The sequence below is a fragment of the Mesorhizobium sp. WSM3859 genome, assembly GCF_002295065.1.
Lineage (GTDB): Bacteria > Pseudomonadota > Alphaproteobacteria > Rhizobiales > Rhizobiaceae > Mesorhizobium.
Genome location: NZ_NSGG01000012.1, coordinates 1 through 23,028, shown reverse-complemented (window position 1 = coordinate 23,028; position 23,028 = coordinate 1). Strand labels below are relative to the sequence as shown.

The 23,028-nt window shown below is 65.5% G+C and carries 21 protein-coding genes and 1 pseudogene; 16 read left to right on the top strand and 6 right to left on the bottom strand.

The window, feature by feature from the left end; all coding sequences use genetic code 11:
- The first annotated feature begins 7 nt into the window (after positions 1-7).
- The 5 genes from CK230_RS22790 (at position 8) to CK230_RS22770 (ending at position 4,160) form a co-directional block, all read left to right on the top strand.
- Complete coding sequence (locus CK230_RS22790; RefSeq protein ID WP_095819400.1) at positions 8-994, top strand: ABC transporter permease; 987 nt, start codon at positions 8-10, stop codon at positions 992-994.
- Positions 991-1,821: an ABC transporter permease gene (locus CK230_RS22785; RefSeq protein WP_095819399.1), complete on the top strand. Its 831-nt coding sequence runs from the start codon at positions 991-993 to the stop codon at positions 1,819-1,821. Before CK230_RS22790 ends, CK230_RS22785 begins: the two co-directional genes overlap by 4 nt.
- Positions 1,818-2,816 (top strand): ABC transporter ATP-binding protein, encoded by a 999-nt coding sequence (locus CK230_RS22780; RefSeq protein ID WP_176480181.1) that lies wholly within the window; start codon positions 1,818-1,820, stop codon positions 2,814-2,816. The genes CK230_RS22785 and CK230_RS22780 overlap by 4 nt, the downstream gene beginning before the upstream one ends.
- Positions 2,813-3,589 (top strand): ATP-binding cassette domain-containing protein, encoded by a 777-nt coding sequence (locus tag CK230_RS22775; RefSeq protein WP_095819398.1) that lies wholly within the window; start codon positions 2,813-2,815, stop codon positions 3,587-3,589. Before CK230_RS22780 ends, CK230_RS22775 begins: the two co-directional genes overlap by 4 nt.
- 64 nt (positions 3,590-3,653) lie before the next feature.
- Positions 3,654-4,160, top strand: coding sequence for an L-2-amino-thiazoline-4-carboxylic acid hydrolase (locus CK230_RS22770; RefSeq protein WP_095819397.1), 507 nt, complete (start codon positions 3,654-3,656; stop codon positions 4,158-4,160).
- A gap of 99 nt (positions 4,161-4,259) precedes the next feature.
- Here the strand turns inward: CK230_RS22770 and CK230_RS22765 are convergent, their stop codons facing one another.
- The 4 genes from CK230_RS22765 to CK230_RS22750 all read right to left on the bottom strand — a co-directional run bounded on the left by CK230_RS22765 (position 4,260) and on the right by CK230_RS22750 (position 8,975).
- Positions 4,260-5,048, bottom strand: coding sequence for a DeoR/GlpR family DNA-binding transcription regulator (locus CK230_RS22765; protein WP_245430025.1), 789 nt, complete (start codon positions 5,046-5,048; stop codon positions 4,260-4,262).
- Between the two features lie 166 nt (positions 5,049-5,214).
- On the bottom strand, positions 5,215-6,516 hold the full coding sequence (locus CK230_RS22760; RefSeq protein WP_095819396.1) for an FAD-binding oxidoreductase: 1,302 nt from the start codon (positions 6,514-6,516) through the stop codon (positions 5,215-5,217).
- Positions 6,517-6,518: 2 nt separating this feature from the next.
- Positions 6,519-7,889 carry a glutamine synthetase family protein gene (locus CK230_RS22755; protein ID WP_095819395.1) on the bottom strand — a complete coding sequence of 457 codons (1,371 nt, stop codon included), beginning with the start codon at positions 7,887-7,889 and terminating at the stop codon, positions 6,519-6,521.
- 432 nt (positions 7,890-8,321) lie between these two features.
- Complete coding sequence (locus CK230_RS22750) at positions 8,322-8,975, bottom strand: GntR family transcriptional regulator (protein WP_245430034.1); 654 nt, start codon at positions 8,973-8,975, stop codon at positions 8,322-8,324.
- A gap of 337 nt (positions 8,976-9,312) precedes the next feature.
- On the opposite strand from CK230_RS22750, the gene CK230_RS22745 reads away from it, so the two are divergent.
- The 8 genes from CK230_RS22745 (at position 9,313) to atzF (ending at position 17,720) form a co-directional block, all read left to right on the top strand.
- Positions 9,313-10,440 carry a BMP family ABC transporter substrate-binding protein gene (locus CK230_RS22745; RefSeq protein WP_095819394.1) on the top strand — a complete coding sequence of 376 codons (1,128 nt, stop codon included), beginning with the start codon at positions 9,313-9,315 and terminating at the stop codon, positions 10,438-10,440.
- A gap of 107 nt (positions 10,441-10,547) precedes the next feature.
- Positions 10,548-11,672 carry an ABC transporter permease gene (locus CK230_RS22740; RefSeq protein WP_095819393.1) on the top strand — a complete coding sequence of 375 codons (1,125 nt, stop codon included), beginning with the start codon at positions 10,548-10,550 and terminating at the stop codon, positions 11,670-11,672.
- Positions 11,672-12,598 carry an ABC transporter permease gene (locus CK230_RS22735; protein WP_095819392.1) on the top strand — a complete coding sequence of 309 codons (927 nt, stop codon included), beginning with the start codon at positions 11,672-11,674 and terminating at the stop codon, positions 12,596-12,598. The genes CK230_RS22740 and CK230_RS22735 overlap by 1 nt, the downstream gene beginning before the upstream one ends.
- 40 nt (positions 12,599-12,638) lie before the next feature.
- On the top strand, positions 12,639-13,340 hold the full coding sequence (locus CK230_RS22730) for an isochorismatase family cysteine hydrolase (protein ID WP_095819391.1): 702 nt from the start codon (positions 12,639-12,641) through the stop codon (positions 13,338-13,340).
- A gap of 10 nt (positions 13,341-13,350) precedes the next feature.
- Entirely contained in the window at positions 13,351-14,880 is a 1,530-nt protein-coding gene (locus tag CK230_RS22725; protein ID WP_095819390.1) for an ABC transporter ATP-binding protein, read from the top strand.
- Positions 14,880-15,548 (top strand): isochorismatase family cysteine hydrolase, encoded by a 669-nt coding sequence (locus tag CK230_RS22720; RefSeq protein WP_095819389.1) that lies wholly within the window; start codon positions 14,880-14,882, stop codon positions 15,546-15,548. Before CK230_RS22725 ends, CK230_RS22720 begins: the two co-directional genes overlap by 1 nt.
- A complete protein-coding gene (locus CK230_RS22715) occupies positions 15,541-15,891 on the top strand; it encodes a cupin domain-containing protein (protein ID WP_095819388.1) in 351 nt (116 codons plus the stop codon). The genes CK230_RS22720 and CK230_RS22715 overlap by 8 nt, the downstream gene beginning before the upstream one ends.
- The gene (gene atzF / locus CK230_RS22710; RefSeq protein ID WP_095819387.1) at positions 15,888-17,720 is read left to right on the top strand and encodes an allophanate hydrolase; all 1,833 of its coding nucleotides are present in this window, start codon (positions 15,888-15,890) and stop codon (positions 17,718-17,720) included. Before CK230_RS22715 ends, atzF begins: the two co-directional genes overlap by 4 nt.
- Positions 17,721-17,795: 75 nt before the next feature.
- Here the strand turns inward: atzF and uxuA are convergent, their stop codons facing one another.
- The gene (gene uxuA / locus CK230_RS22705; protein WP_095819386.1) at positions 17,796-18,980 is read right to left on the bottom strand and encodes a mannonate dehydratase; all 1,185 of its coding nucleotides are present in this window, start codon (positions 18,978-18,980) and stop codon (positions 17,796-17,798) included.
- A 230-nt stretch (positions 18,981-19,210) separates the two neighbouring features.
- Here uxuA and CK230_RS22700 point away from each other — a divergent pair, with 230 nt between their 5' ends.
- The 3 genes from CK230_RS22700 to CK230_RS22690 all read left to right on the top strand — a co-directional run bounded on the left by CK230_RS22700 (position 19,211) and on the right by CK230_RS22690 (position 22,642).
- The gene (locus tag CK230_RS22700) at positions 19,211-19,993 is read left to right on the top strand and encodes an SDR family oxidoreductase (protein ID WP_095819385.1); all 783 of its coding nucleotides are present in this window, start codon (positions 19,211-19,213) and stop codon (positions 19,991-19,993) included.
- A 157-nt stretch (positions 19,994-20,150) separates the two neighbouring features.
- A complete protein-coding gene (locus tag CK230_RS22695; RefSeq protein ID WP_095819384.1) occupies positions 20,151-20,849 on the top strand; it encodes a GntR family transcriptional regulator in 699 nt (232 codons plus the stop codon).
- Positions 20,850-21,286: 437 nt separating this feature from the next.
- Positions 21,287-22,642, top strand: a complete 1,356-nt coding sequence (locus CK230_RS22690; RefSeq protein WP_095819383.1) for a glutamine synthetase family protein — start codon at positions 21,287-21,289, stop codon at positions 22,640-22,642.
- A 125-nt stretch (positions 22,643-22,767) separates the two neighbouring features.
- On the opposite strand, the pseudogene CK230_RS33450 reads toward CK230_RS22690, so the two are convergent.
- A pseudogene (locus CK230_RS33450) lies at positions 22,768-23,028 on the bottom strand (hypothetical protein); the annotation flags it as partial.

The window sequence follows — 23,028 nt, the reverse complement described above, 5'->3', positions numbered from 1 at the left end:
TTTCGCCATGACCCGCGCCCTCCGCCTCCTCCGCCGCCGTCTCGTCGGCAGCGTCTTCGTGCTGCTCATCGTCGTCATCGGCAGCTTCCTTCTTCTCGAAGCCGCGCCAGGCGATGCGGTCGACGCCTATATCGTCTCGACCGGCGGCGACGCCGGCATGATCGAACTGCTGCGCCACCGCTGGGGCCTCGACCAGTCGGAACTGACGCGGCTCGCCAACTACCTCTGGGCGCTGCTGCATTTCGATCTCGGGCAGTCCGTCACCTTCTCGCGGCCGATCCGCGACATCATCCTTGAACGCTTGCCGACCACGCTGGTCCTGATGGGCAGCGCCACCGCGCTTTCCTTCGGCCTCGGCTCCGCGCTCGGCGTCTATGCCGGTGCGCGACCTGGCAGCTTTCGCGACCGCTTCCTGTCGATCGGATCGCTGGCGCTCTATGCCGTGCCCGGCTTCTGGCTCGGCCTTGTGCTCATCGTCGTCTTCGCCGTCGATTTGCGCTGGCTACCGATCGGCGGCATCGAGACCATCGCCTCCGGCAAAACCGGGTTTTCCCGCGCCACCGACATCGCCATCCATCTCGTATTGCCGGTCTCGGCGCTCGGCTTCATCTATCTGGCGCTCTATCTGCGCATGATGCGCGCCGGCATGGCCGAGGCCTGGCGGCAGGATTTTGTCCTTGCCGCTCGCGCGAGGGGATTGACGCGGCGCCGCATCGTGCTTGCTCATGTTGCCCGCAACGCGCTCTTGCCATTGGTCACCATGCTCGGCCTGCAATCGGCTCAGATGCTTGGCGGCAGCGTCGTCATCGAGAGCGTCTTTGCCGTGCCCGGCCTCGGCCGCCTGGCGCAGGAAGCCGTGGCCGGACGCGACACGCCGCTGCTGCTCGGCATCATCCTGGTTAGCGCCATCCTCGTCGTCATCATCAACCTTCTGGTCGACCTCGCCTACGCTGTCCTCGATCCGCGCGTCGGCGCAGGCGAGGCAAGCGCATGAACTGGCTACGCCATTTCTTCCGCACCCCGGAAGCGGTCGCGGGCGCGCTTATCCTCGCCCTGCTGGCCGCGATGGCGCTGGCGGCGCCGCTGCTCTTCCCGGGCGACCCGCAGGCGATCGCCGGCCCGGCGCTGCTGCCGCCATTTCAGGACTGGTCGCTGCCGCTCGGTACCGACCGCCTCGGCCGCGACGTGCTGGCCGAGCTTTTCCACGGCGCCCGCACCTCGCTCGCGGTTGGGCTGGCGGCAGCCGCGGCGGCGCTCCTGATCGGTGCCGTTGTCGGTACTCTGGCCGGCTTCGCCGGCGGCCTGATCGACGAGGCGCTCATGCGCATCACCGACGCCTTTCAGACCGTGCCGAGCTTTCTTCTCGCGCTCGCCTTTGTCAGCATTGTCGGTCCCTCGCTGGGCGTCGTCGTCGCCGCGATCACGCTCGGCGCCTGGACCGGACCCGCGCGCGTCGCCCGCGCGGAGGTTCTCTCGATCCGCGAACGCGACTATGTTGCCGGCGCGCGCGTCATCGGCATGCACCCGCTGGAGATTGCTTTTCGCGAGGTGCTTCCCAACGCGCTCCCGCCGGTGCTGGCGCTGTCTTCCGTGATCGTCGCGGCGGCGATCCTGACAGAGGCAGCGCTCTCCTTCCTTGGGCTCGGCGACCCCAACCGCGTCACCTGGGGCGGCATGATCTCCGAGGGGCGCACTGTTTTGCGAACCGCCCCGTTTCTGTCGATCGTTCCCGGCGTTGCGCTCGTGCTGACCGTTCTCGGCGTCTATCTCGCTGGGGAGGGCGTGGTGGAAAGCACCGCAGTGCGCAGGAGCCTGTCGTGACGGTGTTGCTTTCCATTCGGGATCTGTCGGTGCGGTATCAGCGCGACGGTGTGGCGGCGCTGAAAGGTGTGAGCCTGGACGTTCTCGCAGGCGAGCGCCTGGCGATCATTGGCGAAAGCGGCTCGGGCAAGAGCACCCTGGCACTGGCGGTTGCGGGGTTGTTGGCGAGGGGTGTGGAGATTGGCGGACGCATGGATTGGTTCCTGCCGGCAAGCGCTGGCGCCAAGGCCCCCCTCTCTGTCCTGCCGGACATCTCCCCCTCAAGGGGGGAGATTGGCAGTTCCGTCGCCGGCCCTCTTCTTGCGGCCTCGAAGATTGGCGAAGGCGGAGATCACAGCGTAATCTCCCCCCTTGAGGGGGAGATGTCCGGCAGGACAGAGAGGGGGGCGAAGGATCGCCAACCGTCCGCACTTGCCACAAGCCACCCCCTCCTCGGTCGCGACATCGGCTTTGTCTTCCAGGACCCCTCCTCCAGCCTCGACCCGGTCATGCCAATCGGCAAGCAGATCGCCGAGGTCGCGCACACGCATCTCCACCTCACTTGGCGCGAAGCCATCGCCAAGGCCAAAACCCTGCTCGAACGCGTCCGCCTCCCCAATCTCGACGCCACCCTCCACGCCTACCCCCACCAGCTCTCCGGCGGCCAGAAGCAGCGCGTGGCCATCGCCGCGGCAATCGCCGCCGCACCGAAACTCCTGATCGCCGACGAAGCGACCAGCGCGCTCGACACCATCGTCCAGGCCGAGATCGTTTCCCTGATCCGCCGGTTGGTGGCCGAGGACGGCATGACGCTCATCTTCATCAGCCACGACATCGCGCTCGCAGCTTCCCTTGCCGATCGTATCGCGGTGCTGCGCCATGGCGAACTGGTCGAACTCGGCGAGACCGACCAGATCCTCAACGCGCCGCGCCACGCCTACACGCGCGCATTGCTCGACGCCCATCTCGGTCTCGACGCGGAGCCCTTGTTCGACCGGCAAGGCAGCCCGGCATGAGCGTGCTTACCGTCTCCAGTCTCGCCAAGCGCTACCGCCGCGGCGGCAAGCCTTTCGCGGCAGTCGACGACGTGTCCTTCGAAATCAACCCGGCCGAAACGCTGGCGGTTGCCGGCCCCTCCGGCAGCGGCAAATCTACGATCGCCAAGCTGGTGCTGCGGCTGATCGAGCCCGATGCCGGCCGCATTGATTTCGAAGGGCAGGACTTGCTTGCGCTGTCGGGCGCTACGCTGCGCGCCAAGCGCGCGAAGGTGCAAATGGTGTTCCAGGATCCGCTCGCCGCCTTCAATCCCCGCGCCACCGTGGCGCGCGTGCTCGACGACCCTTTGCGCACCCATAACATCGCTTCGCGCGCCGATCGCCCGCGCCGGATCGCGGCACTGCTGGAGCGCGTCGGCCTCGACGCCGGCCTTGCTGCGCGCGCCATCCACGAGATTTCCGGCGGCCAGCGCCAGCGCGTTGCGATCGCGCGCGCCATCGCCACGCGGCCGTCGCTGATCGTGCTCGATGAGGCCGTCTCGGCGCTCGACGTATCGGTGCGTGGACAGATCCTGGAATTGCTGCTCGACCTGCAACGGCAGGAACGCATCGCCTATCTGTTCATTTCGCATGATCTCGGTGTCATCCGCGCCGTCGCCCATCGCGTCGTCATCCTCGATGCCGGTCGGATCGCCGAGAGCGGCGATGCCCGCGACGTCATCGCCAAACCGCAATCGGCGATCGGCAAGGCGCTGGTCGCGGCGACACCAAGACTGATCAGGAACCGACCATGATCCCGCAAAGTGGCAACCGATCTGCGGACAAGATCATGGTCAAACTACAAAATCAGGATGCGTCATGACCGACCCCCACGCCGCCAGAGCCGAAAAACTGTCGCGCGAGCTTGATTCCGCCTTCCGCAACCGCGCCGATCTCTACCGCCTGATCCTCGACGAACTGATCGCCGAGCTCGGCGCCGAGAAGGCCGAGGCGGTGATGATCCGCAGCATCGAGAAGCGCGGCCGGGAAGTCGCGGCAGCGGCTTTCGCCAACTTCGGCCCCAACGACGCGCCGGCGATCGGCGAAGCGTTCCTCTCCGTCAGCCCTGACGGCGGGCGCATGTATCCGACCGACGTCGATCGCGGGCCGGACCACATCGCCTTCAAGGTAAAGCGCTGCCCGCTGAAGGACGCCTGGGCCGAGGCCGGCGTCGGCGAGGAAAAACTTGCCACGCTCTGCCGCATCGCCGGCGCCTTCGACCGCGGCCTGTTCGAGGCGACCGGCGTGCGCTTCGCCAATGTCACCTGGACGCCGGGCCACGGCTCCGACTGTTGCCACATCGCGCTGACCAACCGCGACGCCTAAAGCAATTCCAGGAAAAGTGCGCAGCGGTTGGGCTCGGCGACTCGCCGTAGCCTTCCGTCCGGAATTGCGCAACAACAAAGAGACTAGCCGGCTACAGCCCTAACCGTCGGCAAAGACGTGCAGCTCGCCGCCCGCCTCGTCGATCGCGGCGCGCAGTTCGGCTGCCGGCTCGCTGTCGGTGACGACATCGGAAATCTCGTTCAGCGCGCAGACGCGCTCCAGGCCGCTGCGGCCGAACTTGTCGTTGGTGACGACCAGCATCGTCGACAGCGACCGCCTCATCATCGCCCGCTTCACCGCCGCCGCGCCCGAGATCATGTCGCTCGGCCCCTCGGCGTTCAGCGCCGAGGCGCCGATGATGGCGACGTCGGCATTGTAGCGGCGCACGAATTCGACCGTGTCCTCGCCCAGCACCGCGGCCTCGCGGCTGTCATAGGTGCCGGGGCAGAGGATGACGCGGAAGCCGGGATTGGCACCGGCCACCGAGGCGACGCCGATGGAGTTGGTGATAATCGTCAGGTCTCGGCCGTGTTGCGACAGGCTGCGCGCCACCTCGTAGGTGGTCGACCCGCCGTCGATCATCACGATCGAGCCTTTCTCGATCAGCCCGGCCGCGCCGCGCCCGATGCGGGCCCGCTCCTCGACCATTGTAAGGCCGCGTTCGGCGATCACCGGTTCCGACGTCACCAGCGAGATAGTGGCGCCGCCATAGGTGCGGTTGATGAGCCCCGCATCACCGAGCTCGATCAGATCGCGGCGGATGGTCTCGCCGGCGACGCCGATGCGGCGCGCCAGCTTCGAGATACGGATCGAGGCGGAGCGCCGGACCTCCGACAGGATCAGCTCATGTCGTTCCTTCTTCGTCAGTCGGCCCGGCTCGATGTTCATCGGTCTTCCCTAGCTGCAACACCGAAGACTCGTCCCCGGCGCCGCCAAACATTAGCCACGCCGGGGGCAGGAAAGCCAGCCCGGGGTCTGTTGGGATTCAGGTAAGCACCGGAAGCGCAGGAGACCGCCATTTGCAGGCCGGCCTCACCTGAATATCAATAGACCCTCAGTGCCTGAGCCGGTCGCGCATGGCGTACCAAAGCATGCCGAGCACATAGAGCGGCCCGCGCAACGCGGTGCCGCCGGGGAACGGCATCGGCGTCAGCGTCGAGAACAGGTCGAGCCGCGAGGCGTCGCCTGTGATCGCTTCCGCCAAAAGCTTGCCCGACAGCGTCGACAGGATGACGCCCTTGCCGGAATAGCCATGCGCGAAATAGACCTCGCCATAGTGCCCGACATGCGGCAGGCGCGACGTCGTCACCGACACCAGCCCGCCCCACGCGTGGTAGATGCGGCAGCCCTTGAGTTGTGGAAAGGTCTTTTCCAAATGCGGCCGCACGAAGCCGGCGATGTCGGCCGGCGGCGACGGCGTGTAGCGCTCGCCGCCGCCGAACAGCAGGCGGCCATCCGCCGACATGCGGTAGTAGTTGACCACGAACAGCGTGTCCGAGACGGCGACATTGGCCGGGATGACGTCGGCCTTTCCGTCCAGCGGCTCGGTGGCGACGATGTAGTTGCCGACCGGCATGATGCGGCTGTTGACGCGCGGCTCCAATCCTTTCAACAGCGCATCGCCGGCCAGCACAACATGCCGGGCCCGGACCGATCCTTTGTCGGTGAACACCCGGATCGACGGCTCGCGCTCCAGCCGGACCGCAACCGAATTCTCATGGATGACGACGCCGGCGCTGACCGCCGCGCGGGCAAGCCCCAGCGTGTAGTTGAGCGGATGCATGTGGCCGCCGAGCGGCTCGAACACCGCGCCTTGGTAGGGCGTGTCGACCATCTGCCGCGCCTCAGCCGCCGACAGGATCTCGACATCGGTGAACTTCATCACCTTGGCGAGGCATTCGGCTTCGTCTTCGAAGTCGCGCACATCCGAAGCGCTGACCGCGCCGACCAGGTGCCCGGTCTGGCGCAGATCGCATTCGATGCCGTAGCGCTCGATGATGTCGAGCACCAGCCCGCGTGCCTCGAAGGCGAGGTCGAACAGCGCCTTCGCCCGCTCCGGCCCGAAGGACTTGACCAGCCCCTTGGCGCCCTTGCGCAGCCCGGGGATCATCTGGCCGCCATTGCGGCCCGAGGCGCCCCAGCCGATCTTACCGCCCTCGAGCAGCACCACCTTCAGCCCGCGTTCAGCCGCATGCAGCGCCGCCGAAAGGCCGGTGCAGCCGCCGCCCACCACCACCAGGTCGGCTTCGACATCGCCGGCAAGTGCCGGATGGTCGGGCGCCGGATTGGCCGTCGCGACATAATAGGATTTGCCGATATCGAGACCGGAATTGAAACCTGTCGAACGCGAAGCCATGGTCACACCTTGAGCAGCAGGTGGTCGCGTTCCCAGGACGTCACGACGCTCTGGAACAGGTCGAGCTCAACGCTCTTCACGCGCAGATAGGTCTGGAAGAAATCCTTGCCGAGCAACGCCCGGACGGGCTCGCAGGCGGCGAAACGATCGAGCGCTTCCTCCATCGTCTTTGGCAGCGTGCTCTTGCTTTTATAGGCATTGCCGAAGGCTTCCGGCGAGCGCGCAAGCTTCTCCTCGATGCCGAGATAGCCGGCGATCAGCGAGCCGGCCATGGCAAGGTAGGGATTGGCGTCCGCTCCCGGCAGCCGGTTCTCGATGCGGCGGGCGGCGCGGCCGCCCATCGGCACGCGCAGGCCGCAGGAGCGATTGTCGTGCGACCACTCGATGTTGGCCGGAGCGCTGTGGTTCGGGCGGATACGCCGGTAGGAATTCACGTTGGGCGCGAACAGCGGCATGATCTCGGGGATGTATTTCTGCAGGCCGCCGATGAAATGCGCGAACATTTCGCTGTCCTCGCCGTCTTCGCCGGCGAACAAGGGTTCGCCCTTCCGGTCGACGATCGACATGTGCAGATGCATCGAGCTGCCCGCCTGCGCGGCGATCGGCTTGGCCATGAAGGTGGCGTGCATGCCGTTCGCCTGCGCCGCCTGTCTGGCGAGGCGCTTGAACAGCAGCACCTTGTCGGCGAGCGCCAGCGGATCGCCATGCAGGAGATTGATCTCGAGCTGCGCCGTGCCGGATTCATGGATCAGCGTCTCCAGCGGCAGCCCGGTGACAGCGGCATGGTCGTATATCCGTTGCGTCACCGCTTCGAACTCCTCCATCGCCTGCATGTCGTAAGGATGCTGCACGCTTTCCGGACGGCCGTTGCGCCCGGTTGGCGCGGTGATCGGGCGATCCGGATCCGGGTTTGGCGCCGTCAGATAGAATTCAAGTTCCGGCGCCATCACCGCGCGCCAGCCGCGCTGCTCATAAAGCTCAAGCACCGCCCTCAGCACATGGCGCGGCGAAGCCATCCACGGCCGTTCGTCCATGTGGAACGTATCGGCGAAAACATAGGCTCTGCCGGCACTGCCGGGCGCAAGGCACAGGCTCGAAACGTCGGGCACCATGCGCATGTCCGGATCGGAATAGGCAAAGCCCTCGTCGATAGAGCCGGAATAGCGGCCATCGATCGCCACCAGGAACGCGCTGCTCGGCAAATAGAGCGCGCGGTCGTCGAGCGACTTGAGGAACTTGGCGACCGGCAAGGTCTTGCCGCGCAACACGCCGTTGACGTCCGGCACGAAGCATTCGACTTCGTTGATCGCGTGCGTCTTCAGCCAGCTTTGCGTGTCCGCGCCGGGGAATGAGGTGTTCAGATTGTCAGGCATTGCTCATGTCCATACGAAGGAGAGATCGCTTCGGCGGGCATGTCCGTTCCGGGTGGGGCGTTATCTAAGCTGCGTTATCCGAGGACGGACGCCCGCCTGATGGCCGGCCGAAGGGCCGGGTGCGACGCGCCTTGCACCCCTTCGGTCCAACCGTCGCGAACGACATGCGAGCCCACCTTGGTCTCCTCCGCGCGCTGCAGATTCTCGTGGCGGCAGCAGCGCATGATCAGTGATACCCCGCGCGCGCAAAAGAAAAACCGCAGGCAACAAAATGCCTGGCGCGGTATTGCTGGTTTGCGGCTTGCATGACTGATCCTGTCAAAGTGAGCTTATGATTTGACCGATCATCGCCGCTGGCGCAAGTCCGCTTAGCTGGACCAGATCAGCCGATGCTCTCGCCGCCATCCACGACTAGGGCCTGTCCGGTCGAGATCATCGACGCACGGATAGGCTGAGCCTCGACTCCATCGGGTTCGGGACCGCAAACACCGCGCTTGCCTCGCTGACGATCGAAACGTGGTCCCGCGCCGCCTTGCCTGCAGCCGCGCCGTCGCCCCGCATGATCGCGGTGACGATGACGTCATGTTCCTGCCAGGATTTGGCCAGCCGGCCCGGCAGCATGAACTGCGCGCGCCGGAACGGCGCCAGCCGGCTGCGGGTCGTCACGGTCAGATCATGGATATGCGTGCTGTGCGCGCCGCGATAAAGCCTGCTGTGGAAGTCGGTGTTGAAATACTCGTAGTCCTCCTCGGCGCCGAGCTGCACCAGACGCGCCGACCCCTGATGCTCGAGCTCCAGCGAGCGGCGCTCTGCGCTGGTCATGCGCTCGGCCGAGAAGCGCGCGCAGATCGCTTCCAGCTCGGCCATGCTCTCGAACATCGAGGCCAGATGCTCCTGCGTGATCACGGCGACGATGGCGCCCCTGTTGGGCCGCCTTTCGACCAGCCCCATGGCGCTCAACTGGCCGAGCGCCTCCCGGACCGGCGTGCGCGAGACGTCGAAGCGGGCGGCAAGCGAGCCCTCGTCGAGCCTTTCACCGGGACGCAGATAGCCGGTGACGATGCGGTCGGCGATCGCCCGCACCATCTGATCCACGGTCGTCCCCGACCTGACCAAGCCGCGCTTTCCCGACACGTCTCCTCCGCCCAGTTTATTGCGGACGGCCCGCAAGGTGGACGGCCCACGGGCAGTTTCGACTCAAGGCCGCATCCCTGTATGCCTAGATTTTGACCTCAATGTCAAATTGATTACTTTTCAGTCAAAAAGTGCATGCACTTGCCTTCGGTTTATGCAGGCCTTCTAAATTCATCTGTTGATTTTATTACAGAAAATCAGAAAAAGGAACTGGCACAGCGATTGCATGCACTTTCCTGACGAGGCGTTAACCGACCCCACCAGGGTCCAAGAAAGGGGAGCATTCGATATGACCGGGAAATTCATGCTTAGCCGCCGCGACCTGCTCAAGACCACCGCCGCCGGAGCGGCGCTCGGTCTGGCCTCGGCCGCCTTTCCGATCCGCGCCGCGCGCGCCGCCGCCGCGACCGTCGGCTTCATCTATGTTGGCCCGAAGGATGACTATGGCTACAACCAGGCGCATGCCGAAGGTGCTGCGTCGCTGAAGGGCGTCGAAGGCATCTCCATCGTCGAGGAAGAGAACGTCCCCGAGACCGTCGACGTCCAGAAGACGATGGAATCGATGATCAATCTCGACGGCGCCTCGCTGATCTTCCCGACCTCCTTCGGTTATTTCGATCCGCATATGCTGGCCATGTGCGCCAAATTCCCCGACGTGCAGTTCCGCCATTGTGGCGGCATGTGGAACAAGGACAAGCATCCGATGAACGCCGGCTCCTATTTCGGCTATATCGGCATGGGCCAGTACCTGAACGGCGTGGTCGCCGGCCACACCACCAAGTCGAAGAAGCTCGGCTTCGTCGCCGCCAAGCCGATCCCGCAGGTCCTGCTCAACATCAACTCCTTCCTGCTCGGCGCGCGCTCGGTCGATCCTGCAATCACCTGTCAGGTGATCTTCACCGGCGAATGGTCGCTGGCGGTGAAGGAGGCCGAGGCCACCAATGCGCTGATCGACCAGGGCGCCGATGTCGTCACCTGCCATGTCGACAGCCCCAAGGTGGTGGTCGAGACGGCTGCCGGACGCGGCGCCTTCATCTGCGGCTACCACGCCAACCAGAGCCCGCTGGCGCCGGAAAAATACCTGACCGGCGCGGAATGGAACTGGGCCAAGGTCTACAAGATGTTCGTCGACGACCTCATCGCCGGCAAGCCGCTGCCCAATTTCACGCGCGGCGGCCTTGCCGACGGCTTCGTCAAGATGAGCCCGCTCGGCCCCGCCGTCGGCGAAGCGGCGCGCAAGCAGTTCGACGCCACGCTGGCCGAAATGATGAAGGGCGGCTTCTCCGTCATCAAGGGACCGTTGAAGAGCAACAAGGGCACCGTCGTCGCGACCGAAGGCCAGGCCTTCGTCGAGACCGCCATCGAACTCGAAAGCATGGACTATCTCGTCGAGGGCGTCGTCGGTTCGACGGCCTGAGGCATTGCGTGTCGCCCAAAAGTGCACAGCGGTTTTGGGATGACGACACGCATCCGAACAAGGGCTTGAAGCACGCTTCAAGCGCGAGCCGAGCGGAGACGGGGACTATGGCGGACACTGTGAGCAGCCCGGACGTGCGGACCATCCTCGATGCCAGGGGATACCGGGCGGCACTCGAATGGACCGCCAGGCGGGCGGAAGCCTTCGTCATTCCGCTCGCGGCGCTGGTCGTCGGCATGGTGCTGTTCAGCCTGTTCGTCCTGGCTGTCGGCAAGTCGCCGGTCCAGCTCTATGAGACGATGTGGCGGGGCGGCTTCGGCTCCTGGTTCTCGATCCAGAACTCGCTGTCGCGCGGCGCGCCGCTTCTGCTTGCGGCGCTCTGCGTGGCGCTGCCGGCGCGCCTTGGCCTGGTCGTGATCGGCGGCGAAGGCGCGATCGTGCTGGGCGGCGTCGCCGCGGCCGCCATCGGCGTGGCGCTGAACGGCGCGCCGTCTTTTCTTGTTATCCTTCTCATGGGCGTGGGGGGCGCAGCCGCCGGCGGCACCTGGATAGGTGTCGTCGGCGCGCTCCGCCACTATCGCGCCGTCAACGAGACCATCTCCAGCCTGCTGATGGCCTATATCGCCATCGCCCTGATGAACCATCTGGTGGAAGGACCGCTGCGTGACCCGGCCTCGCTGAACAAGCCCTCGACCCAGCCGCTGGCCGACATCTACCGCATCGGCAACATACCGGGCATGGAGGTGCATTGGGGCCTGGTGGTCGGCATCCTCGCCTGCGTGCTCTCCTGGCTGCTAATCGAGAAGACTCGCTGGGGCTTCGCCGCCCGCATCGCTGGCGGCAATGTCAGGGCAGCGCAGGTCCAGGGGCTGGCCGTCGGGCCGCTGATCGTCGGCTTCACCGCACTGGCGGGTGGTTTCGCCGGCCTTGCCGGCATGCTGGAGGTCGCGGCCGTGCAGGGCAGCGCCAACGGCTCGCTTGCCGCCGGCTACGGCTATACCGGCATCCTCGTCGCCTTCCTCGCCCGCCACAACCCGCTTGCCATCATCCCCGTCGCCATCCTGCTCGGCGGCATCGACGCGTCCGGCGGCCTGATCCAGCGCCGCATGGATCTGCCCGACGCGACTGTGCTCGTGCTGCAGGGCATGCTTTTCATCGTCATCCTGTTCAGCGAGACCTTCTACGGCCGCTTCAAGCTCTTCAACCCGGACCTCTGGCAGAGGAGCACCTGATGGAAACGACCGACATCGGCCTGTGGGGCGTGCCGCTCGCGATGCTGGGCGGCGCCATCCGCGTCTCCACACCCTTCATCTTCGTCTCGCTCGGCGAAGCCATCACCGAGCGCTCCGGTCGCATCAATCTCGGCCTCGAAGGCACGCTGGTGTTCGGCGCCATGAGCGCCTACGCGGTCGCGGTGATGACCGGCTCGCCATGGCCCGGCCTGCTGGCAGCGGCGCTTGCCGGCCTCTGTTTCGGTCTCTTCCATGGCTGGATCTGCAAATTCCCGAAGGTCAACGACATCGCCATCGGCATCGCCCTGATGCTGTTCGGTACGGGACTCGCCTTCTTTTTCGGCAAGCCCTTCATCCAGCCCTCGGCGCCCGACCTGCCGGCAATCGCCTTCGGCGCCTGGTCCGACATCCCGCAGGTGCAGGCGGCGCTCAACGTCAACGTGCTGTTCCTGATCGGTGCCGCTCTTGCCGTTTTCCTCTGGTGGGCCTTCCGCAACACGCGCATCGGCCTGATCGTGCGCGTGGTCGGCGACAGCGCCGATGCCGCGCGCGCCATGGGTCTCAACCCCAACACGGTCAGGCTGCTGGCCACCGGCGTCGGCGGCGCGCTGGCCGGCATCGGCGGCGCCTATCTGTCGCTCTACTATCCAGGCAGTTGGACCGAGCGCATCTCGTCCGGCCAGGGGCTTATGGCGGTGGCGCTGGTCATCTTCGCGCGCTGGAATCCGCTTGGCTGCTTCGCTGCCGCGCTCCTGTTCGGCGGCGCCGGCGCGCTCGGCCCGGCGCTGCAGTCGGTGGGCGTCACGCAGGGCTACTACCTCTTCTACGCCGCGCCCTACATCCTCACCCTCATCATCATGATCGCCACCTCGTCGCCGAGCCGCACGCTCGCCGGCGCGCCCGGCGAACTGTCGATCACCAAATGACCGCGCACCACGAACCGCTCGCAAGACCGGAGTTTTCGCCATGAACGCCAGAGCCGAGATCCCCCAGCGCTACATCGATGCCGATCCCTATCCCTGGCCCTATAATGGCGATCTCCGGCCGGACAACACGGCGCTGATCATCATCGACATGCAGACCGATTTCTGCGGGCCCGGCGGCTATGTCGACCATATGGGCTACGACCTGTCGCTGGTCCGCGCACCAATCGAGCCGATCAAGTCTGTCCTGTCGGCTATGCGAGCCAAGGGCTACCCCATCATCCATACCCGCGAGGGCCATCGCCCCGACCTCGCCGACCTGCCCGCCAACAAGCGCTGGCGCTCGCGCCGCATCAATGCCGGCATCGGCGATCCCGGCCCGTGCGGGCGTATCCTGGTACGCGGCGAGCCGGGCTGGGACATCATCCCCGACCTCTATCCGGCCGAGGGCGAGCCGATCATCGACAAGCCCGGCAAGGGCTCGTTCTGCGCAACCGATCTCGAGCTGATCCTCAACCAGCGCGGCATCGAAAACATCGTGCTCACCGGCATCACCACCGATGTCTGCGTGCACACCACCATGCGCGAAGCCAACGACCGCGGCTTCGAATGCGTGATGCTGGAGGATTGCTGCGGAGCGACCGACTACGGCAACCACCTGGCGGCGATCAAGATGATCAAGATGCAGGGTGGCGTTTTCGGCGCGGTGTCGAATTCGGCAGCGCTCGTCGCGCAGCTGCCGTGAGGAGCCGGCGATGAGCGGAACGCATAGAAAGGCGACCGGCGTCGAGACCATCGGCATGACCATGCGCTTCGGCGCCTTCACCGCGCTGGACGATGTCTCCATCAAGGTGCCGGCAGGCTCCTTCCATGCCCTGCTCGGCGAGAACGGCGCCGGCAAGTCGACGCTGGTCAAATGCATGATGGGTTTCTATCACCCGACATCGGGCGACATGCTGGTCGACGGACGCCAGGTCGAGATCGCCAGCCCGAGGGACGCATCGGCGCTCGGCCTCGGCATGGTCTACCAGCATTTCACGCTCGTGCCGTCCCTGACGGGCGCCGAGAACCTGGTCATCTCGCGCGAAAAAGTGCCGGGCGTCATCGACTGGCGCAAGGAGCGCACAGCACTTGGCCAATTCATGGAGCGCATGCCCTTCAAGCTGCCGCTCGACGTCAAGGTGGCCGAGCTCGCCGCCGGCGAGAAGCAGAAGCTGGAGATCATCAAGCAGCTTTATCTCGGCCGCAATTTCCTGGTGTTGGACGAGCCGACATCCGTGCTCACCCCGGGCGAGGCGCAGGAAGTGCTCGGCCTGGTCCGCGGCATGACCAAGGCCGGCGACCTCACCGTGCTGATGATCTCGCACAAGTTCCACGAGGTCACCGCATTCGCCGACGACATCACGGTGCTGCGCAAGGGCAGGCTCACCGGGACCGGCAAGGTCTCCGATCTCACCCACAAGGCGATGGCGGCGATGATGATCGGCGACCAGCCGATCGCCGCGCTCGACAGCCGCGCGGCGCCGAAGCCGGACGCCGAGATCGTGCTCAAGGTGAAGGCGCTGAAGGCGCCGGACCGCACCGGGCTGAAGTCGATCGACATCGCCGATCTCGGGGTGCGTTCGGGAGAGATCGTCGGCATCGCCGGTATCTCCGGCAACGGCCAGAAGGAGTTCCTGGAAGTGCTGGCCGGGCAGCGCGCCCGTGACCAGGGGGAAGTCATGGTGCGCGGCGCCGCCTATGCGGCGACGCGCACCGAGGCGCGCGCGCTCAATGTCCGGCTGATCCCGGAGGAGCCGCTGAAGAATGCCTGCGCGCCAAGGATGACGGTCGCCGAGAACATCGCTTTCCGCACCTTCGACGTGGACGGTAACGGCAAGCCGGTGAGCTGGATCAGCGCCGGCGCCATCAAATCGTTCAGCGCCCGCCTGGTCGAGCAGTTCAAGGTCAAGACGGCATCGCTGTCGTCGCCGATCGCCTCGCTCTCGGGCGGCAATGTGCAGCGCGCAGTGCTTGCCCGCGAGCTCACGGGCGAGGTCGACCTTTTGATCGTCTCCAACCCCTGCTTCGGACTCGATTTCTCCGCCGTCGCCGAAATCCGCGCCCGCATCATGAAGGCGCGCAATGCGGGGGCCGCGGTGCTCCTGATGTCCGAAGACCTCGACGAGCTGCTGGAACTCTCGGACCGCATCCTCGTCATGTCCGACGGCGCGCTCGTCTACGAGACTCCGATCGCGCAGGCCAGCGTGCAGACGATCGGCGAGCATATGGCGGGGCATCACTGATGGGGGAAATCGCAGCGCAGCCCTTCGCCTTTGCCTTCAAGCCCGAAACGACAGCGCTCATCGTCATCGACATGCAGCGCGACTTCGCCGAGCCCGGCGGCTTCGGCGCCAGTCTCGGCAACGACGTCAGCCGGGTCACGGCGATCGTGCCGACGGTGAAGCGGCTGATCGAGGGGTTTCGCGCCGCGGGCCTGCCGGTGATCCATACCATGGAGTGCCACAGGCCCGACCTTTCCGACCTGCCCCCCGCCAAGCGCGATCGCGGCAACCCGTCGATCCGCATCGGCGATGCCGGTCCGATGGGCCGTGTGCTGATCGCCGGCGAGCCTGGCACCGCGATCCTCGAGGAGCTCGCGCCACTGCCCGGCGAGATCGTCATCGAGAAACCCGGCAAGGGCGCCTTCTACGCAACCGGCCTCGGCGACGACCTGAAACGGATCGGCGCGCGGCAACTGGTGTTTGCCGGCGTGACGACCGAAGTCTGCGTGCAGACGACGGTGCGCGAGGCCAACGACCGCGGCTACGAATGCCTGGTCGCCGAGGATGCAACGGAAAGCTACTTTCCCGAATTCAAGGCGGCCGCGCTCGCCATGATCCGGGCGCAGGGCGCCATCGTCGGCTGGACGGCGACCACCGACCAGGTCCTCGAGGGAATTGCGAATGCCTAATCTTGCCTTTGCCGGCCTCGTCGATGGCGGCTGGCGCGATCTGGCGTTCGAGCCTTTCCGCGATGGCGTCACCGTGCATTGGCTGCTCAGGGGCGGCCCGGTCGAACCGTCGGTCGCGATCCTCAAATACCAACCCGGCGCCGGCGTGCCGCGCCACCGCCATGCCGGGCTGGAGACCATCGTCGTGCTGGACGGCACCCAGAGCGACGAGAACGGCGACTATCCTACGGGCAGCGTCATACTCAATCCGGTCGGCACCGAGCATTCGGTGTGGACGAAGGACGGCTGCGTGGTGCTGATCCAGTGGGACCTGCCGGTGATCATTCTGGGGGAGACGAAATGAACGACATCCGCTTCGACATCGGCAGCCTGCACGCGGCCTACCAAAGCGGGCTTAGCATCGCCGAGGTGATCGATGCGGTGCTGGCGCGCATCGCAGCCGCTGGCGATCCCGGCACCTTCATCCACCTTGCGACGAGAGCCGCGATGCTGGCCCAGGCCGAGGCGCTCGGCCCGTTCGATCCGGTATCGAAGCCGCTCTGGGGCATCCCTTTCGCCGTCAAGGACAATATCGACGTCGCCGGCATGCCGACCACGGCGGCCTGCGCCGAATATGCCTACACGCCGGACAAAGACGCGACGGTCGTGGCAAAGCTCAGGGCCGCGGGCGCTTTTGTCGTCGGCAAGACCAATCTCGACCAGTTCGCCACCGGCCTTGTCGGCGTGCGCACACCCTGGCCGATCCCAAGGAATGCGATCGATTCCAAGCTGGTGCCGGGCGGCTCTTCGTCGGGCTCGGCCGTTGCGACGGCGCGCGGCATCGTCTCCTTCGCGCTCGGCACCGACACCGCAGGCTCGGGGCGCATCCCGGCCGGCCTCAACAACATCGTCGGGCTGAAGCCTACCGTCGGCGCCCTGTCGACGGCAGGCGTCGTGCCGGCTTGCCGGACGCTGGACTGCGTCTCGGTCTTCGCGCTGACCGTCGACGACGCCTATGCGGTATTCTCGGTCGCCGCGGCGCACGATGCCGCCGATCCCTATTCACGCGCGGTCGCCGTCCAGCCCCTCGCCGCCCGACCGCCGGTGCTGACCGTCGGCATCCCGGCCAGAGACGACCTGAAGTTCTTTGGCGACGCGACGACGCAGGCCGGCTTCGAGGCAGCTCTCGCATCCTTGGAAACGCTCGGCGCCAAGCTTGTCGAAATCCCGTTCGGCGACTTCTACGCCGCCGCCGACCTGCTCTACGAAGGCGCCTGGGTGGCGGAGCGCTATGCCGCGATCCGCGATTTCTTCGAGGCGAATGAAGCGGCCCTCCATCCGGTGACGCGCAAGATCATCGGCGGCGCCAGGAACCTGTCCGCCGCCGACGCTTTCCGCGGGCTCTACGCCTTGCAGGCCTACAAGGCGCGCCTCGCCCCAGTCATCGCCTCCGTCGATCTGTTCTGCGTGCCGACCGCGCCGACCCACTATAGCGTCGATGCCGTGCTTGCCGATCCGATCGCCACCAACAGCCGGCTCGGCACCTACACCAATTTCGTCAATCTGCTCGACATGTGCGGCATCGCCGTGCCGGCCGGCACGCGCGACGACGGTTTGCCGATGAGCGTGACCCTCCTTGCCGCCGCAGGACGCGACGGCCTCGTCGCGGCGGTGGCGCGCGATCTCCATGCCGCGAGCGGCCTCGCTCTCGGTGCGACCGGATGGCGGCAATCGGGCGCGCTAGCCGTCAACGCATCGGCCGAGGATGGCACGATCGAACTGGTGGTGGTCGGGGCGCATCTTTCGGGAATGCCGCTCAACGGCCAATTGAAAGAGGCCGGCGCCCGCTTCTGCAGATCGGCGCGGACGACGCCGTCCTACAAGCTCTATGAGCTCGCCGACCAGACCCCGCCCAAGCCCGGGCTTGTCCGGGTCGGCCACGGCGGCACCGCCATCGAGATCGAGGTCTGGCGGCTTTACGCCGACGCGTTCGGCCGCTTCGTAGCTGCCATCCCACCGCCGCTCGGCATCGGCACCATCGAGCTCGACGACGGCACCTCGGCGAAGGGTTTCCTGGCGGAGAGCGTCGGTCTGTTGGCGGCGACTGACATCTCGGCATATGGCGGCTGGCGCAGCTATGTTGCCCGAGCGAGCGGGATTCAACGACAACTGGAGAGCGTTCCCTCCAACTGAGCGGCGGCTCGTTCAGCGGCAATCTCGCCGGAGGCGGTCAGGCCGCGCCATGTCGAAGCACTTCGGAAGTCCACCTCAAGCCAGCTCGAACCGCTCCACGGCGCGCATGATGCCACGCAGCTCGGCAAGGCCTTTCAGTCGGCCGATCAGCGAATAGCCGGGATTGATCTTGGTCTTGCCGATATCGTCGGCGAGCAGATGGCCATGGTCCGGCCGCATCGGAATGCGCCAGTCGGAGCGCCCCTCCTTGCGCCGACGCGCCTCTTCCTTCATCAGCGCCAGGATGACTTCGGTCATGTCGGTCGAACCTTCCAGATGCTCGGCCTCGTAGAACGAGCCATCCGCCTCGCGCGTCACGTTGCGCAGATGCGCGAAATGGATCTTCGGACCGAACGCCTCGATCATCGCGACGAGGTGATTGTCGGCGCGCACACCGTAGGAGCCGGTGCAGAAGGTCAGTCCGTTCGACGGGCTGTCGACCACGCCTAGGATGAAACGCGCGTCGCCCGCCGTGGAAACCACGCGCGGCAGGCCGTAGAGCGAGAAGGGCGGATCGTCGGGATGGATGCACATGCGCGCGCCGACTTCCTCGGCGGCCGGGATGATCTCCTTCAGGAACCAGGCGAGGTTGGCGCGCAGTTCGGCCGGGCCGATCGCGGCATAGTCGGCAAGCGCCTGACGCATCGTCTCGCGATTGTAAGTGCGCTCGGTGGCCGGCAGGCCGGCGATCAGATTGCGCTCTATTCTGTCGATGTCCTCGCTGCTCAGGGTCTTGAGCCGCGCTTCCGCTTCCTGCAACCGCACCGGGCTATAGCTCGCCTCGGCATTCGGCCGCTTCAGCACGAAGACGTCGTACGCGGCGAAGTCGAGGGCGTCGAAGCGCAGCGCATAGCCGGTGGTCGGCAGCCGGTACATCAGGTCGGTGCGGGTCCAGTCCACCACTGGCATGAAATTGTAGCAGATCGTCGAGATGCCGGCCTTGGCCAGCGCCCGGATCGTATCCCTGTACCAGCCGGCGTAACGTTCCCTTCCAGGCATTCCGGTCTTGATCGAGTTGTGGACGGGGATGCTTTCCACCACCGACCAGGTCAGGCCCGCCGCCTCGATGATGCGCTTGCGTTCGAGGATGGCGTCGGGCGGCCAGGCGCTGCCGTCATAGATGTGGTGCAGCGCTGTCACGATACCAGTCGCCCCGGCCTGCTTGATGTGGTCGAGCGTGACTGGGTCGTTCGGGCCATACCAGCGCCAGCATTGTTCCATGACTGCCTCTCAAAGCATGCGTTTTCATACATGTCGGTTCTGATTGGCCGCCATGCATCAAAACAAAGGCGTAAAGCCGCGCCGACCGGTTCTGTTTCAGCGCGAGCGCTTCAGCGCGGTTGCGATCGACCATATTGTCGGATGACAATGGCCGTCAAATCAGGTGATTGCGACGCCTTGCGACGGACCACCGACAGGCGCTTTCGTCCATCATTGCAGGAGTTTTGTCCATGAACGATTTCGACGGCAAGGTCGCCCTGGTGACGGGAACGACCGGCATCGCCGAGGCAACCGCGCGGCGTCTTGCCGAGGGCGGCGCCGCCATCATCGCGCTGGGCATCGACCAGGCCGCCAACGCGATGCTGCAGGCCGAGCTCAACCGCGCGGGTGCGGCCGCGCTCGTGCTGGCCACGGATGTTGCCATGCCAGACCAGGTGGAGAAGGCAATCGCCGACGGCGTCGAAAAATTCGGCGGACTGGACGTCATCGTCAATTCGGCCGCCGTGCATCCTTACGGCACGGCCACGACGACGGATTTCGAGACCTGGAACCGGGCGATGTCGGTCAATGTCGGGTCGATCTACCTCACCGCCCGTTTCGGCATACCCGAAATAATCAAGCGCGGTGGCGGCGCCATCGTCAACGTCGCCTCGGTGCAAGGCACCGCCTGCCAGGAGAATGTCGCGGCCTACGCCACCACCAAGGGCGCGATCCACACGCTGACGCGCTCGCTGGCGCTCGATTATGCCCGGAAAGGCATCCGCGTGAACTCCGTCAGCCCGGGATCCGTCCGCACCCCGATCCTCGAACGCGCTGCCCGCGCCGACGATCCCAATGCGGATGTCGAAGCTGCCTTCAAACGCTTTGGCGAAGCGCATCCGCTCGGCCGCATCGGCGAGCCGGAGGAAGTGGCCGAGCTGATCGCGTTCCTGTGCTCGTCCAAGGCAAGCTTTTGCACCGGGGCGGACTACAGGATCGACGGCGGCCTTTTGGCGGGCATCGGAGTTCGATAACGCAGCAGTCGCAATGACGCGGTTGGGAGCCGACGCGCGCTCCCTTGCGAGGGCGCGCGTTAACCGTCTATCGTGCACCCCAATGCCATCGGAATCTATCCCCGCGGCGGATAGAGCGACGAAGCAGCTTTCAGGACGACGAAGTAACGCAGAGCCAATGGCCGACAAAACACGATTCGGACTGACCGCTGTCGATACCGTTCCACTGCATGAGAAAGTCTATTTGGAGCTGGTTCGGGCCCTTATGTCTGGACAGTTGCAGCCTGGCCAGAAGCTGACCTCGCGCAAGCTCGCCAAGGAGCTTGGCACCAGCGACATGCCTGTGCGCAGCGCCTTCACCCGGCTGCAGGCGCTGAGGGCGCTGAGCCCGATGCCGAACGGTAGCGTCGAGGTGCCTCTGATCTCCGCCGAGCGGTTTGCGCAATTGACCGCCGTGCGAACGGTCCTGGAAGGCACGGCCGCCGAGCTCGCCACAAAACGCATCAACGGCAACAATCTGCGCGCCATCCGCCGCCATTGCGCCGAACTTACCCAGGCCGCGCGCAGCGGCGACATCGAAAACTATCTGCGCAAGAACCACGACTTCAAATTCGGGGTCTACCGCCACTGCGGCAACGAGCAGATGATCTTCCTGATCGAGACGGTGTGGATGCAGGTCGGTCCGTTCCTGCGCAACCTGCGCATCGGCTTCGAGGACGATCTCGCCGGGATTCTCGGCATCGATTACCATGAGGAGGTCGTGGCGGCGATCGAGGCCGGCGACGGCGAGCGGGCGCGTAAGGCGATCGTGCGCGACATCGACGAGGGCGCCAAGCACATCCTCGGCCAGGTGAAGTTTCCGGAGATGCGGCATTAGGAAAAGCCTTCGAGGTTGGCCGAAAGCGCCTCAAAGCTCGTCATCCCAGGGCGAAGCAGGAGCGAAGCTCCGTCGCGGAGACCCTGGGATCCATTCCGTTACCTCTACCGAAGGATGCAGCGGTGCAGAATTCTGCACGAGTCGCGAAGCTTGGAAGCCACGGAATGGATTCTCGGGTCCGCGCCGCGTCGCTTCGCTCCTTGCTCCGCCCGAGAATGACGAGAAATCTCGACTTGGCTTTCCCTCACCGCCCAGCTATGTTGCGATCGCAGATCGCGAAAATGAACCTGAAATGCCGCCCGATATCCCAGCTAGTGACTTGAAAAAATGAAGAAAGCCACTTCGGCGCCAGTCGATACGGCCTTCATAGACTCACAAGCTGAAAATTGGATATCGTAGCCCAGCAAGGGCTACAGCACCTAAAAAGGGGCTGGAAATTGAGCGATGCGGTCACGGACGTTTTGAATTGGCTTGAAAGCAGGAAGGATATCCAGAGCCTCAGGGCGGCGGTGTGCGACCTGAATGGCATCATGCGCGGCAAGCGCATTCCGGTCGAGCAGGCGCGCAAGGCGCTCGAAGGCAAGCTGCGCATGCCCTATTCGGCCATCGGCCTCGACATCTGGGGCGAGGATATCGAAGGCAACGCCCAGGTGTTCTCGACCGGCGACGCCGACGGCCTTTGCCACTGGACCGGGCGCGGCATCCTGCCCGTCAACTGGACGGCCCATCCGACCGCGCTTCTGCCCCTCTGGCTGGCGGACGACGGCGGCGCGCCCTATCTCGGCGATCCGCGCCGCGCGCTGGCCCGCATCCTCGACCGCTACGCGGCGCTCGGTCTGACGCCGGTCACCGCGACCGAGCTCGAATTCTACCTCGTCGATCCGACCTCGCAGCGGCCTGTCGGCCCCGTCTCGCCGGTCACCGGCAGGCGCCTCGATTCCGACGCGGCGCTCTCGATCGACGAGGTCGACGATTTCGAGGCCTTCATCCACGACATCTACGAAGCCTGCCGCATGCAGGACATTCCGGTCGACACCGCGATTGCCGAGAACGGCGTCGGCCAGTTCGAGATCAATTTGAACCATGTGCCCGACGCCTTGCGCGCCGCCGACGATGCGGTGCTTTTCAAGCGTACCGTCAAGGGAATCGCCCGCAAGCATGGCTTCGCCGCCTGCTTCATGGCCAAGCCCTATGGCGAGCGCGCCGGCAACGGTTTCCATGTCCATTTCAGCGTCCTCGACAGGGACGGCCGCAATATCTTCGACGACGGCTCCGACCAGGGCTCCGGCACCATGCGCCATGCCGTCGGCGGCCTGCTGGCTGCGATGGCGCAAAGCACGCTGGTGTTTGCGCCGCACTTCAATTCCTATCGCCGGCTGCGGCCGAGATCCTATGCGCCGACCGCCGTCGCCTGGGGCTACGAGAACCGCATGGTGGCGATTCGCATTCCGGGCGGACCGTCGGCCGCGCGCCGCATCGAGCATCGCGTCTCCGGCGCCGACGCCAATCCTTATCTGGTGCTGGCGGCGATCCTCGGCGCGGCATTGATCGGCATCGAGCGCCAGCTCTCGCCCGGCGAGCCGACGGGCGGCGAAGGCCAGGGGCTGACGCTCGCCAAGCTGCCGCCAGACTGGGCCTCGGCCATCGCCGCCTTCGAAGCCGGTCCCCGCGTGGCCGAGATATTTCCGGACGTGCTGCGCGACGCCTTTGTCGCCTGCAAGCGCCAGGAGTTGAACACGTTCGCGCTGAATGTCAGCGACTTCGAGATCGAGACCTATCTCGAGAGCGTTTAGAGCAATTCCAGGAAGTGCGACGCGGTTTTCCGTCCGGAATTGCGTAAAAACAATGAGATAGAGGCGTTTACCGTTTCCGTGAAACGGTGAAACGCTCTAGCCGGGTTTACCCGTCGACTCAGCGGGGCCCACGCCAGTCCGCAGCGTAGCATGGTGCGCATCTGCGGCAGCTGGAATTTCGACGCCACGTGCTCCAGCGAGGAATAGAACACCCGCCCCTTGCCGCGGTCGCTGCGTGCATATCTGGAGGAACTGGCGCGCGGCGATCCTGCTGGATTCGGTAAGCAAGGATGAACTACCGGCCACCAAGGCCAAAAAGCAAAACGCCCGCTTTCGCGGGCGTTTGTTTGGTTGCGGGGACAGGATTTAGCTTTTCTGTCCCGCGG